Consider the following 14,611-nt stretch of genomic DNA (forward strand, 5'->3'; position numbering starts at 1 on the left):
TCGCTCATACCCAAAGTATTGGCTCTACCCTAATCCACTTCGTGAACAGGCAGGAGATTCCCGTAAAACGATGCTTAGCTCTGATGCAACTTACTCAGAACTCATCTTTTATTCTGATTCTATTTGGCCATGCTTTGTAATCATGGTAGCCTTGCCGCGGATTTTGATCGCGGAAGTATGATTCGTAAATTGGGCAATCATGACTTCACCTTTGTCCAGCTTCTCGGTATGGTGAAAACGCGTGTCCTGTCCTCGCGTCAAACCGATCACCTGAACTCCGTTTTCCTCTGCCTTAATGACAATGTAATCACTGCCGGTTGGATGGTCCATTACGTAACGTCCCCTCTCCTAATTGTTCAATAGCGTTAATGATGATTAAGATTGATTCATTTGTCAACTGAGTTTTGCTTGTAAAGCTGCAATAATCTATGGGAAGCGGGTCATACTACAGGATATATTCCATAGAAAGGAGCCTCTGCATGAAGTATACCCCTGCAACCTTGACAGACGAGCATATTCATCAGCTACAGGACATTGAACAGCACCTTTCGGAATCAGCAGGAGAAGATCTGATATTGATCGCTTATAGCAAGCAACCGGACGACCCTGAGGACACAAAAAACAGCGAGGCACATCGTTAGAAGACAAAAGAAAAGGCCGTGAACGAGTCACGGTCCTTTCTTTGACATATGGAATATGTAGAAATCTTATTTAATTCCGTCTTTGAGCGCTTTACCTGGTTTGAATGCAGGAATTTTGCTCGCAGGAATTTCGATTTCTTCACCTGTTTGCGGGTTACGTCCTTTGCGTGCAGAACGCTCGCGAACTTCGAAGTTCCCAAAACCAACCAATTGTACTTTGTCTCCGCTTTGAAGAGCCTCAGAGATTGCTTCGAATACGGCATCAACCGCTTTCGTTACATCCTTTTTGGACAATTCAGTCGCTTCGGACACGTGTGTAATCAAGTCTGATTTGTTCATTTGTTTTCACCTCCTGAATCAATGTCCTGAATGTTATACTGTGTTTCCGTTTTAAAGCGAAATATACGTTCATACGCAAAAAATCTACGTACATCTTGAGCGTGATGAACACAATTCTCCGCCTGCGGTCAACAGTCATTTCCGGCAGAATGCCGCCTGAAACCAAGCGCGTTTCAGACGCCGAACAAATTTTATACTAATACAGACAGCACACAATTTCAAGTGCGGTTGCGGTTTAGCACGTAAAATGTCACCGCCAGGGCAAGCACAAGGACGCCACCCTTTACAATGTCATGAGTAAAATACTGAACATTCATCATGGTTAAACCGTTCACCAGTACCCCAATCAGGACCGAACCAATGAAGGTTCCGATAACATTTGGTTTACCCGCACCGAAGACAGAGAACCCTACAAACACAGCTGCTACCGATTCCATTAACAACGGAGAACCTGCATCAATTTGTCCTGATCCCACTTTGGAGGCGTAGATAATGCCCCCTATTGCAGCAAACACGCCAGCAGCCACATAAGCAAGCGTCCGCACCTTTTTCACCTTGATTCCGGACAAGCGAGCTGCCTCTTCATTGCCTCCTGTAACGTACATCTGGCGTCCGTATTTCGTATACGTCAAAAAGATATGAACACCAATGACTGCAACGAGAAGAAGGATAACTGATATGGGCATGCCGAGCCATTTCCCCTGACCAATCAGCAAGAACGTAGGATCCATCTCTCCTGCTGCCTTACTGCCATCAGGAAACTGCATATGATTATAAATGGTATACCCTTGCGCGTACGTTTTGTGAATACCTCCGATAATGTACATGGTCGCCAGCGTGGCGAGCAGATCAGGAATGCGCAGTTTTACAATCAACAAAGCATTCAGGAGACCAATGACTGCACCAATCACCAGCGGAACAATAATGACAACAGCGAGCGGCTGCTGATACCAGATCATTAACGATGCGGTTACAACCGTCGTCAATGAGACGGTAGCCCCCACCGAGAGATCGAAACCATCTACAATGAGAGATAACGTTACACCGATAGCAACAAAGGTCACAATCGATATCGACCCCAGAATGTCAGTCAGATTACTGTAGGTAAAAAAGTAAGGCAATTTGATGCCAAAAAAAGCAATAACTCCGATAATAACAATAATCGCCCCGTAGCGGAACGCAAAATCCATAGATTTGTCCTTCATACCTGCACCTCTTGTCCACCGCTTGCGTAGTATAGCAGCTGTTCTTGGTTGGTCTCGCCACGCTTGAATTCTTTTACGATTTTCCCTTCACACATCACTGCAATGCGATCTCCTATACCGAGCCCCTCGTCCAGCTCACATGTGAAATAGATGACCGCCTTGCCTGCCAAAGCCAGCTCGTTAATGATACGGAAGATGTCACTCTTTGCTCCAATATCCACACCCTTGGTAGGTTCATCAAATATAAAGACATCAGCGTCCGCATTTAGCCATTTGCCAATAGCTACTTTCTGCTGGTTACCTCCGCTCAGATACTTCACTTCCTGACGAACCGAAGGTGTTTTAATGCCGAGCTGTTGAACCAGTGATTCCGCGTTCTCCCGTTCCTTCTTGCGACTCACGAATCCGAGTGTACTAAGACGCCCGAGCAAGGGCAGGCTCAGATTTCGTTCCACATTTTCCTGGATGAGAATCCCCTGCTTGCGGCGTTCCTCGGGTACGGAAACAATGCCTGAAGCTGCAGCATCCGCGGGCTGAGAGAAGCGAAGCGGTTTATCGTTTAAGCGAATATCCCCTTTCTCCAGCTGGTCTGCTCCAATCAGAAGACGGGAGCATTCCGTTTTGCCCGCACCGACCAGACCGACAACAGCCAGGACCTCACCACGGCGTACAGACAAATCAACCCCCTTGACCCTGATCCCCCGGTGCAGTCCACGTGCTTCGAAGATTATCTCGCCAATTGGTGCTTCTGTCTTCGGAAATTCCTCTTCGAATGGCTTGCCCAGCATTTGTGTGACCAGATCATTGACAGTTAGTCCACGCGCCTCACCCGTAAATACATGCTGCCCGTCTCTCATGACGGTCACTCGATCACAGTGTCCAGTCACCTCAGCAAGCCGGTGGGTTATAAAAATGCAAGCTACTCCCCGTTCTTTTAACAGATGAACGATCCGGAAAAAGGCATCGGTTTCTTCCTGGCTCAGCGGAGCAGTCGGTTCATCAAATATAATTACCTTGGCATCCTGAATCAGGATGCGCGCCAGCAGAATCATCTGTTTCTCTGCAAGTGTAAGGTCTGCAACCTTTTTCTGAACTGCAATGTCTGCTCCTAGTTCTTTGAGTGCCTCAATAGCACGCTGCTGGAGCTTACGCGGGCTTTTCCACCATCCACCAACTGGAGAAGCCAGCTGGTCCAGCATAATGTTCTCAGCAGCCGTCAGCTGCGGTACCAGTGCAGCATCGACCTCCTGATAGACACAGTGAATCCCGTTTGCTTTAGCGTCCCCCGGTGAATTTAGACGTAAATGCTGATCATTTAAACGAATCTGGCCCTGATCCAATTGGTAGGCACCCGACAAAATTTTCATCAAGGTACTTTTCCCTGCTCCATTGGCGCCAAGCAGTGCATGAATCTCTCCACCTTTTACAGAGAAATCAACGTCTTTCAGCGCAGGAACGCCAGCAAACTGCTTATGAATATGTTCCATTTGAAGCAAAATCGGTGCAGTTGTCATGATGTAGACCTCCAATCCCTCCTTCAGGGAGTCATGCTATCCTTACAATCTGTTGTTTTACATACCTGCCTGCCAAAAAAGCGCACCTTGCGGCGCGCCTTCTAACGCTGCTTTATTTAGCAGTGATTCCGTATTCCGCCATCCAATCCTTGATGCCCTGTGTACTTCCTCCCCAACCCTCAACATATTGGGACAATTCGGAAGTAGAGATTTGTGTCTCAGGCAGTGCTTCACGTTGAACATAAACCGGATTAAGGACCACCTGATCTTCAGTCTCATCGCCGTTCAGTTTTTGATAAGCGTAACGTACCTGAACACGTCCTATGTCTGTCGGGTCTACCGCTGCGGAAGCAACCCAAGGATTTTTCGGATCCTGAATCATTTGCAAATCCTCATCACTCATATCGATACCGTAAACTTTAATTTCGTCTCGACCCGCTTGCTGGATTGCACGTGCAGCGCCTTTCGCAAACTCATCCCACGCAGCCCACACGGCTGTAATTTCGCCTTTCGGATATTGTTTCAGAATCGCTTCCATCTTGGCTTGTGTATCCAGAGCCGGGTTTTGCGCTGAGCCAAATGTGGCAATCTCCTTGATGTCCGTATTCTCCTTCATGAATTCTCCGTAAGCAATCTGGCGACGTTCCATAGGAGCGAATCCGGCCACCCATACTTTGACGATATTCCCCTGGCCGTTAATATCCTTTTTCATTTGTTCCAGTGTAAGTTCCGCCATCTTCTGGTCATCCTGAGACAGTACGGTTGCCCCTGGTACTTGGATGGCTGCATCAAAGACTACTACCGGAATGTTTTGTTCTACTGCTTTTTTCACACCCGGTTCCAGAAGCGAGTCCCCGTGATCCGTCAAGATTGCATCGAACTTCTGGTTAATTGCGCTGTCCAGCAAAGAAACCATTTTGGCTTTATCATTATCAGCAACAAACGTAGTTAGCTCACCGCCGAATTTTTCAATTTCCTCTTTTACGCCTTGTACATACTGCTGTGAGAAGGTGCCCGTGTTAAATTCCATGATTAGGGCAATTCGTTTACCACTAAGCGGGCCCGTCACTGCCTCCGTCTTGGGCTTGTCCTCTGATGCTCCGGAAGCTGGAGCTGCTGCCGGTTCTTTTTTGATCCCGCAAGCGGACAGTGCCAATGTAAATACAAGCAGAACACTTAACCATACCCATTTCGTATCTTTCTTTTTCATCTCTGTCTCCCCCTATTCGTGCACTCTCAGTGACCTTGATCACAATAGTTGAATATTAATATAACGGCTAATCCCTAGTATGTAAATGGGTTTTAACAATTTAAAGCTAAAACTCGCTAAGTTTTTCGCAAAACATGTAGTATACATCCAGTAGTACCATTTATATGAAATTAAATCATACAGCAGAAAGACCACAAGGATGGCCTTGTGGTCTTTTGTCTTACAGAATGATGGCAATCAAGCCGCCTGAACCTTCGTTGATGATCCGTCCCAATGTCTCCTGCAATTTGTACCTTGCATTGTCCGGCATCATGGCGATCTTGCCCTGAATCCCTTCGCGCACGATGGAATGCAGGGAACGACCAAACATGTCTGAATCCCACACCTTGATTGGGTCGTTCTCGAAGTCCTGCATCAGGTACCTCACCAGTTCCTCACTTTGCTTCTCCGTACCGATAATCGGTGCGAACTCGGACTCGACATCGACCCGGATCATGTGAATGGAAGGTGCAGTTGCTTTCAAACGCACACCGAATTTGGTGCCTTGGCGAATGAGCTCGGGTTCATCCAGTGCCATCTCAGCAAGCGAAGGTGCCGCAATGCCGTATCCGGTCGTTTTGACCATCTCCAAGGCTTCAGCGAAGCGATCATATTCCCGCTTGGCATGAGAGAATTCCTGCATCAGCTGCAGCAGATGATCCTTGCCTCTGATTTCAATGCCGACCACTTCCACGAGGATCTGATCGTATAATTCATCAGGTGCGTACAGATCAATTTCGGCCACACCCTGGCCCATGTTCATGCCGCTGAGTCCTGCGCGGTCAATGAACTCATACTCCATGAACTGGGACACAACCCGGTCCACGTCACGCAGTCTGCGAATGTCCTTCACCGTGTCGCGCACGGAATTTTCGTAGTTGTTCCGCAGCCAGTGGGTTTCATTCAGGACCATAACCCAGCTCGGCAGATTCACATTCACCTCATGAACAGGGAACTCATACAGGACTTCACGCAGCACGCCTGTCACATCATCTTCCGTCATCGTGGCCGCGCTTAATGTCATTACTGGAATATCATATTTAGCTGCCAATTCGCTTCGCAATTGAAGAGCCTCTTCACTGCGAGGACGGGTAGAGTTGATGATCAGTACGAACGGTTTGCCAACCTCTTTCAGTTCGGCAATAACTCGTTCTTCGGATTCCACGTAGGAACTACGGGCGATCTCGGCGATGGTGCCGTCTGTGGTAACCACCACACCCAATGTGGAATGCTCCTGAATGACTTTGCGCGTGCCAATCTCCGCTGCTTCCTGGAACGGGATTGGCTCTTCGAACCACGGCGTGGAGATCATGCGTGGACCATTTTCATCCTCATAGCCCTTTGCACCCTCCACAGCGTACCCTACACAATCCACCAAACGTACATTAACATCGAGCCCTTCAGCCACTTTGATCTGGACTGCGTTATTCGGTACGAATTTCGGCTCGGTGGTCATAATCGTTTTGCCTGCTGCACTCTGTGGAAGTTCATCCACTGCACGGGCACGATCAGCCTCGCTTGTGATGTTCGGCAGAACGATCGTTTCCATGAATCGTTTAATAAATGTTGATTTCCCCGTCCGGACTGCGCCGACAACCCCGAGATAGATATCCCCTCCGGTCCGCTCAGCTATGTCCTTAAAAATGTCCACTTTCTCCAATGAAATCCCCTCCCTAAATTACTCCGAAGGAAAAATGCTAAAGAGCATCCGCTTCGTTTTTTCAATCAGAAGACTGAAATCCCTGCAACGGTAGAGCCGCCTTTGTGAGTGCCCGGAAGTCGTCCGCCGCCGAACGTTGCATTCTGATGAAACCGGCGAAAGCGGCGTTAACTCGTACATGCAATTGGACTAGTATCATCTTATGTATCCGTATGCAGCAATATGACGCGTTTTTTTGTTTTTTTCTCAGGTCTTCAGCTCCGGGAATTTGCCCCGCTCTCGGACTGCGCGTCATTATTTCAATCTACTTTATGAACACCGGGTCGCATTTATGCTGGTTTCATTCATTTCTATTTGGGGTATCGGGCACCTGGAGTTAGAGGTATACTGTGAAGGAAACATGGTTTTAGAGCCGAGCTGAGTTAGATTGAAAACGAGATGAGAAAGGTGAGATGGCATGGCACAGATTAAAGTTTTCGGTATACGTGAGCAGTTAAATCCAATGAAAGAACAGCTTTCTATCGTGATTCATTCCGTTCTGATGGATGTGCTGGGGCTGCCAGAGAACAAAAAATTCCAACGTTACTTCCCCATGGATGCGGAAGACTTTCAGTACCCGCCAGACCGATCAGCAGCATACACCATTGTTGAAATCAGCATGTTCGAAGGAAGATCTATAGAAACAAAGAAAAATTTAATCCAGCAATTATATAAACAAATACATGAAAAACTCCTGTTGTCTATCCATGATTTGGAGATTACCATTTTCGAGACACCACGTGCACACTGGGGCATCCGTGGATTGCCCGGCGATGAACTTGAGTTGAACTACAACGTTGAGGTCTGACGTATTACCTATCCGCTTCTTTGAAGCTCCTGAGAACTTGATGCATCAACAAAAAGAGATACTCCTTGATGAGGAGTATCTCTTTTTATTGCATTTCATCTATGGTTTGACTTGTGCCACTGGAGCATTATTCTGCCACGTATAACTAACCGATTTTACAGGAACGAAATGGGAGTGCTCCAGTAAATACTCGCGCACATCATCCCCCTTCACTGGAGAACGATCCGATTTTTCCACCGCCTGCATGATGTCGAAGGCATAATCTACGTACACATTGCCTACACCGTCCATGATAAACGGTAACTCCTGACCAGAATATACACTGTTCAGTGTAACCTCTGGAGCACCTGCCTGAGCGGCTTGTTTCATATCTACAGCATACAGACCGATGTACAATTCCTCCCCGGCGGGCAGTTTGCCGTTATGTACTGATTTATACTGGTTAACCATGCGCTGTACATCATTGACCTTCTGTACCGTCTGCAGGTCCATTACTTTTACAGTGGGTGCTGTCTCTTCATTTTGAATAAGGAAGTAAGCGCTCCCACCACTTTCAAAAGCAGTACCCGGAATCTCGTCCAGATAACCTTGCTGTTTCAGCTTCGGCAGATCCACTCTGAATTTTTCATATTTTGGTGTATCCATATCCGCATTAATCATGGGCAGAATCCCCTGATCCTTCTGAAATGCCTCTACAGCACTCTGTATCCGATTCACACTCTCCCTGTATGCTATTTTGGGGTCATCGTTACCCTGGGACGGATACATGCAGCCACTTACTGTGGCAACCAGTAAAATGAGGAGAAGGCAGCGGACTCCCTGAATTCCGTACCTCCGCCACGAACTAATGAAGAGCCTATCTTTGTTTTCGTTCATCCGCATCCTCCTTCAATCTGAAGAGTCCAACGGGAAAACCCATTCCAATTGAGCTCCATTCAGGTTAGTTTCAGAACCAATCGTCATTGTCCTGCTGCTGGCGTTCCAACTGCTTACGGATTGCAGCTTTGAGCGGATCCTCCGGAACATGAACAGACACGGATCCCCTCACCTTGGCCTGACAAGCAAGACGAGTTCCTGCTTCCAGCAGGGAACCCAGTTTCCTTTGTTCAGCATCTGTAGGAGGGTGCAGAGCCTGCAGCTGATCACCATCTACTTTGACCTTGCACATTAGACAAGCGGCTTTTCCATCGCAACGGGTTGGAATCTTCACTCCTGCACGGCGTGCGGCACTGAGCAGGTTCACTCCCGCTTTTAGGCGGATGCTCTTATTTTGCGGTAAAAATGAAATCGTGTGCTCCATCCTCTTGCCTCCCCACCTATGAAGTCCATGTAAAACCAACCAACTCTTCTACCTCAGCGGAGAATCGGCTTGTCCACACATTATGTTTACCCAATGAAGCCAGTAAGGGCTGATGAAGCTGTGGATCCTTCCGAATTGCTTCGGCAATAGCCTCATAACGGTCAGCTCGACCTCTCAGCAGATTAAAAAGCAGCTCATGAGCAAGGGGCATCAATCTTAACGTGTAAGAACCAATTTGAGCCTGAGGCGCATGATGAATCAGCAGTTGTTCAATCTCAATCCGGTACCAGCTCTGCCTGGACCATACCTCGAAGCCACCTACGAGTTCAAGCGCACACTCTCCGACTTGATAATGACTCAGCAATGAAGCGTATGGCCCTGTTCGATCTATCACCGGTTTATCCAGGGCAATTCCTGGGGCAGCATGATGCAGCCCATGTGCAGCAGCCAGATCGGCATACACGTCAATATCTCTGGGAGCCTGCTGCAACTCGACCTGCTGCAGCAGCAGTCCACAGCTCCCCCCAAGAAGCCAAGTATAAGGTACTGTATTCCAGGTTTTTGCCGTTTCCAGCAACGCAGCGTGCAATTCCGGATAGCGCTCTGTAAGGCCCTCTGTTCCATGTGGTCCCAACCGGCTCACCTTCCCTTCATCCGTTTTCATTGTGTCAGTTCTATGGTGTACTTATGCGGATGTTAAGCTGCACGCAAGAATAAGATCAAGTGAGCGATGCAATTCCGCCGAAAAAACCAATCAGCATGATCAGAAACGCGATCAATGACAGAATCCCTCGCACAAAGCCTTTGGTTTTGGCTCTCGCGAAGGTTATCAGGAATACAGACAATCCCATAATCAGAATTGCAACCAATGAAAGCCACATCTTGTCCATTGCGCTCATAATCCAGCATTCTCCCCTTCTCCGTTATTCATCACTGACACGGTGACAATTGAAATTATTATAACACGAAATTCAGAGGACTTTTTCAAAAAAAGACAAAAAGAAAGCCAGCCTTAGCTGACTCATCTTTTTGTCTTGCTTGCCCACGTTGTAGAAGCAAAAACGATCTATTATTTTTTCATCATCATTTTCATTAATGATTCCATGCTGTTTGGATTCAGTCCACTTTTTTTGACCGCACTTACAATATCCTGAACTGTATCTTCAGATACCGGAACTTTCGCCATGGCGGATACTTGTTTAATCAATTGGCGCAACTGAGCTTCATTTTGCATGGTGGACGGTTTTACTGTGCTCGCCAATTTCTTGACAGCACCTTCTGTAATTGTTTTGCCCGTTTTTTTATTGATCGCTTTTAGTGCATCCTTAGAAATGTTGTTACCCATTCGTCTCCCCTCCTCCGGCAATACTCATGTGTATAGTATGAGTGTACCGATGAAAAGGTGAATGAGCTTCTTTATTTCTGGTGAGTCAAGCAATGGAGAATCAGGAGTGCCACTGTTCCCATGTTTCCAGTTTCATAACTTCCATTTCGGTCTTGGGATCTCGGCCCATAAGTGCCTCAACCGCATCGCGCGGCTCACGATCCTGAAAGAGAACATGGTATAGTTGATCCGCAATCGGCATCTGCACCCCGTACTTCTGGGAGATAAAATAGGCTGCTTTTGTCGTACGAATTCCTTCTACGACCATTCCCATGGAATTCAGTACATCCTCCAGCTTTTGTCCTTGTCCCAGCATGGAACCTGCCCGCCAATTCCGGCTATGTTGACTCGTTGCGGTAACGACCAAATCACCGATTCCTGCGAGGCCGGAAAACGTAAGAGGGTTTGCTCCCATCTCCACGCCAATCCGGGTGATCTCTGCCAATCCACGAGTCAATAGAGCGGCTTTTGCATTATCTCCGAAGTCCAGGCCATCCGACATCCCTGCACCAAGTGCGATAATATTTTTGAAGGCACCTGCCAGCTCCACGCCAAGCATATCCCGATTCGTATACACACGGAAATAGGCATTCATGAACAGGGCCTGAGCAGCATCTGCTGCAGCTTTGTCCAGTGAAGCCACAACCACCGTTGTAGGACAGCGTTTAACCACTTCTTCCGCATGACTCGGACCCGAAAGTACAACGATATGCCCTTCTTCGCATTCAAGTTCCTCAGAGATCACCGTCGACATTCGTTTGAGGCTTTCCGTTTCAAATCCCTTGGTTGCATGGATTATTAACATGTCTGGCTTATAATACGCCTTGAGTTGGTTGACTACCGAACGCATGGCTGAGGAAGGCGCAACAATCAAAACGGCCGATGCCCCTTGAACGGCATCCCCCATATTAGTCGTTGCCTGAATGCGAGGTGATAACTCTGCACCAGGTAGAAAACGACTGTTCCGATGCTGGTTGTTAATTTCGGCGGCCTGCTCTTCACCACGTGTCCACATCGTCACTTCCAGCCCATTGGCGGCCAGCACACTTGCGAGAGCGGTCCCCCAACTGCCTGCGACCAGGACGGCAACTTTTTTAGACAACGCGTTTTCCACCCCCAGGTTTATTGGCTCCTAATTTATTTTCCTGTCCTCTGGCAAGCTTCGCAATGTTGGTGCGATGTCTCCAAAAAGCAAACAGACAAATAATCAGACTTCCCCAGAATAGATTCATGGAATATCCCGGGAACACTAGGATGAAGATTGGTGTTAAAGCTACAAAAATAAGAGAACCCAGCGAAACGTAACGTGTCAAAACGATGGACAGGATTGCAAAAATTCCGGCAGAAACTGCAGGAACGAATGCAAGAGTGGCGAGTACGCCAATTGCTGTTGCAATTCCTTTTCCCCCACGGAATCGGAAGTAGAGCGGCCAGTTATGTCCTGCAATCGCTGCTATACCGCAAATTGCAGGAATCCACTCGGAGCCGTCACTGAGCCACACTCCAATCCATACAGCCGCAATACCTTTAAGAACATCCAACAGCAGCACTAGGATAGCTGGTCCTTTACCCAATATTCGCAATGTATTGGTAGCGCCTGCGTTTCCGCTGCCATGCTGACGAATGTCGATCCCCCGTATTGCCTTTGCAAGGAGGACACTAAAGCTGATTGAACCGAGCAGATAGCTCAGTACAATCGCTGCGATTGGTAAAATCACAAACTTCTCCCCTAACCTTCGTCGGACTTCCTCCGAGTAAATATGCGAATTGGCGTACCTTCAAAATCAAACGCTCCGCGGATTTTATTCTCCAGGTAACGCTCATAAGAGAAGTGCATCAATTCCGGATCGTTTACAAAAATAACCATGGTCGGCGGTTTGACAGCAACCTGTGTCACGTAGTTGATCCGCATTCTGCGTCCTTTGTCTGTAGGCGGTGGATTAATAGCCACGGCATCAGATACTACATCATTAAGCAAATGCGTCTGAACACGCATAGCATGCTGCTGAGCTACACGAGTTACCACAGGAAGCAATTTTTGTAAGCGTTGTTTTGTTTTGGCTGATAAAAAGACTACGGGAGCATAAGTCATAAACAGGAAGTGATCCCGAATTTTTTTCTCAAACTCATTCATCGTTTTATCCGTTTTATCCACCACGTCCCATTTATTCACAACGAACAGGGAAGCTTTACCGGCTTCAAATGCATAACCTGCAATGTGCTTGTCCTGTTCAATGATGCCTTCCTCGCCGTTAATAACGACCAAAACAACATCAGCACGTTCAATGGCACGCATAGCACGCATAACACTGTATTTCTCGGTAGTTTCGTACACTTTACCACGTTTACGCATACCTGCTGTATCAATCAGCACGTAACGTTGCCCATCCTTTTCGAACGGGGTATCAATGGCATCGCGCGTCGTTCCGGCTACATCGCTTACGATTACGCGTTCCTCACCCAAGATGGCATTCACCAATGAAGATTTACCAACGTTTGGACGTCCGATTAGAGCAACACGGATGACGTCTTCATCATATGTCTCTTCTTCAAGTTCAGGCAGTTTTTCAACGATCGCATCCAGCAAATCACCAATACCCGTACCATGACTTCCGGATACACCGATGGGATCTCCAAATCCAAATCCGTAAAACTCGTAAATGAGCTCACTGCGCCCAATATTATCCACTTTGTTAACGGCTACAACAATGGGCTTGCCTGAGCGGTACAACATCTCTGCGACTTCTTCGTCAGATTGCGTAATTCCTGCTTTTGCATCACACATGAATACAATAACATCCGCTTCTTCAATGGCGAGCTCTGCCTGCATCCGAATTGATTTAAGAATGACATCCTCGCCGTCGATTTCGATACCACCTGTATCGATAATACTGAATGGTTTACCGTTCCATTCACCGATTCCGTAGATCCGGTCACGGGTAATGCCCGGCTTGTCTTCCACAATGGCCAGTCTGTCGCCGATAATCCGATTAAAAATAGTGGATTTACCCACGTTCGGTCGCCCGACAATTGCCACAACGGGTCTTGCCATACATTCCACTCCTCCTGTCCATACTTACGTTACTCATCATAGCAAAAAACACATGTCTTGGCTAACCTTTCATGCCAAGAATGCTCACAATAACAACAATCGGCGAACCCGCTGGGGCTCGCCGATCTTGCTTTTATTGTTCAGCAAAATATGCAGTATAACTTAGAACCATGCATGAATAACTTATTTGAATTTGCTGAGTTTGTCACCGAAACGTTCGCCGAGTGTGATACTCATACCTTGATTGCTCAAGGAAACGTTCGGGTTGTTGATTTCTTCACGCGGAGCGTTGTTTCTAGCAGGTCTTTCAGCTTTTGGCGCTTGGGCAGGAGCTTCTTCTGTTTCTTTGATGCTCAGGCTTACACGTTGCTCAGCAGGGTTCATGTCGAGAATCTTAACTTGAACTTCCTGACCTTCTTTCAACACTTCGTGAGGAGTGCCGATGTGTTTGTGGGAAATTTGTGAAATGTGCACAAGTCCCTCAACACCAGGAGCGATTTCAACAAATGCTCCGAAATCAACCAGACGTTTAACAACACCCGTTACGATATCGCTAGTGTTAAATTTCTCGCCAGCTGTTTCCCATGGTCCCGGTTGAACAGCTTTCATGCTCAGGCTGATTTTGCCTTTTTCAGGGTCAACTTTCAGCACTTTAACGCTGACTTTGTCACCTTCGGAAAGGACATCGGATGGTTTGTCCACATGCGTCCAAGCGAGCTCGGAAACGTGAACCAGACCGTCAACTCCGCCTACATCAACGAATGCTCCGAATTGAGTCAAACGTTGTACTGTACCTTCGATAACTTGGCCTTCTTGCAGACCAGCCATAACCTCAGCTTTGTTAGCTTCGAATTCTTGCTCCAGAACGTCTTTTTGGGAAAGGATCACTTTGTTGTTCTCACGATCGATCTCTTTCACTTTAACACGCAGTGTGCGTCCTTTGTAGTCGCTGAAGTCTTCTACGAAATGGCGCTCAACCATGGAAGCCGGGATAAATCCGCGTACACCCACGTCTGCTACCAGACCGCCTTTTACTACGTCAGCTACAACAACTTCGAATACATCTTGGTCTTCAAAGTGCTTTTGCAATTGATCCCAAGCGTTTTCGCTGTCGATTGCACGTTTGGACAGAACGAGTTTTTCTTTCTCGTCGTCGATGCTAAGAACTTTAGCTTCAACTTCTTGTCCAACTTCTACTGCATCAGACGCACTGTCAACATGCAATGAGGACAGTTCGCGAATTGGAATTACACCGTCATATTTATATCCAATGCTCACATAGGCTTGGTTATCTTCCAATTTGACGATGGTTCCTTTTACAGTATCTCCTTTTTTCAAGGAAACGAATTGATCCAACTCATCTTGGGTTGCTTCTTGATTTTTCATTTCTTCCGACATGTCAAATACCCTCCTCAATTCA

At 47.3% G+C, this 14,611-nt stretch carries 17 protein-coding genes; 2 read left to right on the top strand and 15 right to left on the bottom strand.

Annotated features, from left to right (window positions below):
- Nucleotides 1-108 precede the first annotated feature (108 nt).
- Nucleotides 109-330, bottom strand: a complete 222-nt coding sequence (gene mtrB / locus CHI14_RS26490) for a trp RNA-binding attenuation protein MtrB (protein ID WP_095292880.1) — start codon at nucleotides 328-330, stop codon at nucleotides 109-111.
- Nucleotides 331-479: 149 nt separating this feature from the next.
- On the opposite strand from mtrB, the gene CHI14_RS30225 reads away from it, so the two are divergent.
- A complete protein-coding gene (locus CHI14_RS30225) occupies nucleotides 480-641 on the top strand; it encodes a hypothetical protein (RefSeq protein ID WP_164764346.1) in 162 nt (53 codons plus the stop codon).
- Between the two features lie 66 nt (nucleotides 642-707).
- On the opposite strand, the gene CHI14_RS26495 is transcribed toward CHI14_RS30225, so the two are convergent.
- From CHI14_RS26495 to spoIVA, 5 genes are all read right to left on the bottom strand, one after another.
- Nucleotides 708-980, bottom strand: coding sequence for an HU family DNA-binding protein (locus CHI14_RS26495; RefSeq protein WP_024630670.1), 273 nt, complete (start codon nucleotides 978-980; stop codon nucleotides 708-710).
- A gap of 218 nt (nucleotides 981-1,198) precedes the next feature.
- Nucleotides 1,199-2,185: an ABC transporter permease gene (locus CHI14_RS26500; RefSeq protein ID WP_095292881.1), complete on the bottom strand. Its 987-nt coding sequence runs from the start codon at nucleotides 2,183-2,185 to the stop codon at nucleotides 1,199-1,201.
- Nucleotides 2,182-3,699 (bottom strand): sugar ABC transporter ATP-binding protein, encoded by a 1,518-nt coding sequence (locus CHI14_RS26505; protein ID WP_095292883.1) that lies wholly within the window; start codon nucleotides 3,697-3,699, stop codon nucleotides 2,182-2,184. Before CHI14_RS26505 ends, CHI14_RS26500 begins: the two co-directional genes overlap by 4 nt.
- Nucleotides 3,700-3,811: 112 nt before the next feature.
- A complete protein-coding gene (locus CHI14_RS26510; RefSeq protein WP_095292884.1) occupies nucleotides 3,812-4,909 on the bottom strand; it encodes a sugar ABC transporter substrate-binding protein in 1,098 nt (365 codons plus the stop codon).
- Between the two features lie 220 nt (nucleotides 4,910-5,129).
- Nucleotides 5,130-6,608: a stage IV sporulation protein A gene (gene spoIVA, locus CHI14_RS26515; protein WP_095292886.1), complete on the bottom strand. Its 1,479-nt coding sequence runs from the start codon at nucleotides 6,606-6,608 to the stop codon at nucleotides 5,130-5,132.
- A gap of 457 nt (nucleotides 6,609-7,065) precedes the next feature.
- Between spoIVA and CHI14_RS26525 the strand changes: the two genes are divergently transcribed.
- Nucleotides 7,066-7,455 (top strand): tautomerase family protein, encoded by a 390-nt coding sequence (locus tag CHI14_RS26525; protein WP_095292890.1) that lies wholly within the window; start codon nucleotides 7,066-7,068, stop codon nucleotides 7,453-7,455.
- 99 nt (nucleotides 7,456-7,554) lie between these two features.
- Here CHI14_RS26525 and CHI14_RS26530 read toward each other — a convergent pair whose 3' ends face one another.
- The 9 genes from CHI14_RS26530 to rpsA all read right to left on the bottom strand — a co-directional run bounded on the left by CHI14_RS26530 (nucleotide 7,555) and on the right by rpsA (nucleotide 14,589).
- Nucleotides 7,555-8,331 carry a DUF3939 domain-containing protein gene (locus CHI14_RS26530; protein ID WP_249281251.1) on the bottom strand — a complete coding sequence of 259 codons (777 nt, stop codon included), beginning with the start codon at nucleotides 8,329-8,331 and terminating at the stop codon, nucleotides 7,555-7,557.
- Between the two features lie 70 nt (nucleotides 8,332-8,401).
- Nucleotides 8,402-8,755: a 2Fe-2S iron-sulfur cluster-binding protein gene (locus CHI14_RS26535; RefSeq protein WP_095292892.1), complete on the bottom strand. Its 354-nt coding sequence runs from the start codon at nucleotides 8,753-8,755 to the stop codon at nucleotides 8,402-8,404.
- A gap of 16 nt (nucleotides 8,756-8,771) precedes the next feature.
- Nucleotides 8,772-9,419, bottom strand: coding sequence for a hypothetical protein (locus CHI14_RS26540; RefSeq protein ID WP_249281252.1), 648 nt, complete (start codon nucleotides 9,417-9,419; stop codon nucleotides 8,772-8,774).
- A gap of 55 nt (nucleotides 9,420-9,474) precedes the next feature.
- Entirely contained in the window at nucleotides 9,475-9,654 is a 180-nt protein-coding gene (locus tag CHI14_RS26545) for a DUF2768 family protein (RefSeq protein ID WP_095292896.1), read from the bottom strand.
- Nucleotides 9,655-9,824: 170 nt separating this feature from the next.
- Nucleotides 9,825-10,100, bottom strand: a complete 276-nt coding sequence (locus CHI14_RS26550; protein WP_056696692.1) for a stage VI sporulation protein F — start codon at nucleotides 10,098-10,100, stop codon at nucleotides 9,825-9,827.
- 100 nt (nucleotides 10,101-10,200) lie between these two features.
- A complete protein-coding gene (locus CHI14_RS26555; RefSeq protein ID WP_095292897.1) occupies nucleotides 10,201-11,241 on the bottom strand; it encodes an NAD(P)H-dependent glycerol-3-phosphate dehydrogenase in 1,041 nt (346 codons plus the stop codon).
- On the bottom strand, nucleotides 11,234-11,857 hold the full coding sequence (gene plsY / locus CHI14_RS26560) for a glycerol-3-phosphate 1-O-acyltransferase PlsY (protein ID WP_095292899.1): 624 nt from the start codon (nucleotides 11,855-11,857) through the stop codon (nucleotides 11,234-11,236). Before plsY ends, CHI14_RS26555 begins: the two co-directional genes overlap by 8 nt.
- A gap of 11 nt (nucleotides 11,858-11,868) precedes the next feature.
- Nucleotides 11,869-13,191 (bottom strand): ribosome biogenesis GTPase Der, encoded by a 1,323-nt coding sequence (gene der, locus CHI14_RS26565; protein ID WP_095292901.1) that lies wholly within the window; start codon nucleotides 13,189-13,191, stop codon nucleotides 11,869-11,871.
- A gap of 183 nt (nucleotides 13,192-13,374) precedes the next feature.
- Nucleotides 13,375-14,589, bottom strand: coding sequence for a 30S ribosomal protein S1 (gene rpsA / locus CHI14_RS26570; protein ID WP_095292903.1), 1,215 nt, complete (start codon nucleotides 14,587-14,589; stop codon nucleotides 13,375-13,377).
- Nucleotides 14,590-14,611: the final 22 nt, after the last annotated feature.

It is taken from the genome of Paenibacillus sp. 7516 (genome assembly GCF_002272715.1).
Taxonomy (GTDB): Bacteria; Bacillota; Bacilli; order Paenibacillales; family Paenibacillaceae; genus Paenibacillus; species Paenibacillus illinoisensis_A.

What these genes read in the sequence shown, in the direction of transcription:
- mtrB (WP_095292880.1), bottom strand. Translation starts at nt 330, where the DNA reads ATGGACCATCCAACCGGCAGTGATTACATTGTCATTAAGGCAGAGGAA.
- CHI14_RS30225 (WP_164764346.1), top strand. Translation starts at nt 480, where the DNA reads ATGAAGTATACCCCTGCAACCTTGACAGACGAGCATATTCATCAGCTA.
- CHI14_RS26495 (WP_024630670.1), bottom strand. Translation starts at nt 980, where the DNA reads ATGAACAAATCAGACTTGATTACACACGTGTCCGAAGCGACTGAATTG.
- CHI14_RS26500 (WP_095292881.1), bottom strand. Translation starts at nt 2,185, where the DNA reads ATGAAGGACAAATCTATGGATTTTGCGTTCCGCTACGGGGCGATTATT.
- CHI14_RS26505 (WP_095292883.1), bottom strand. Translation starts at nt 3,699, where the DNA reads ATGACAACTGCACCGATTTTGCTTCAAATGGAACATATTCATAAGCAG.
- CHI14_RS26510 (WP_095292884.1), bottom strand. Translation starts at nt 4,909, where the DNA reads ATGAAAAAGAAAGATACGAAATGGGTATGGTTAAGTGTTCTGCTTGTA.
- CHI14_RS26525 (WP_095292890.1), top strand. Translation starts at nt 7,066, where the DNA reads ATGGCACAGATTAAAGTTTTCGGTATACGTGAGCAGTTAAATCCAATG.
- CHI14_RS26530 (WP_249281251.1), bottom strand. Translation starts at nt 8,331, where the DNA reads ATGAACGAAAACAAAGATAGGCTCTTCATTAGTTCGTGGCGGAGGTAC.
- CHI14_RS26535 (WP_095292892.1), bottom strand. Translation starts at nt 8,755, where the DNA reads ATGGAGCACACGATTTCATTTTTACCGCAAAATAAGAGCATCCGCCTA.
- CHI14_RS26540 (WP_249281252.1), bottom strand. Translation starts at nt 9,419, where the DNA reads ATGAAAACGGATGAAGGGAAGGTGAGCCGGTTGGGACCACATGGAACA.
- CHI14_RS26545 (WP_095292896.1), bottom strand. Translation starts at nt 9,654, where the DNA reads ATGAGCGCAATGGACAAGATGTGGCTTTCATTGGTTGCAATTCTGATT.
- CHI14_RS26550 (WP_056696692.1), bottom strand. Translation starts at nt 10,100, where the DNA reads ATGGGTAACAACATTTCTAAGGATGCACTAAAAGCGATCAATAAAAAA.
- der (WP_095292901.1), bottom strand. Translation starts at nt 13,191, where the DNA reads ATGGCAAGACCCGTTGTGGCAATTGTCGGGCGACCGAACGTGGGTAAA.
- rpsA (WP_095292903.1), bottom strand. Translation starts at nt 14,589, where the DNA reads ATGTCGGAAGAAATGAAAAATCAAGAAGCAACCCAAGATGAGTTGGAT.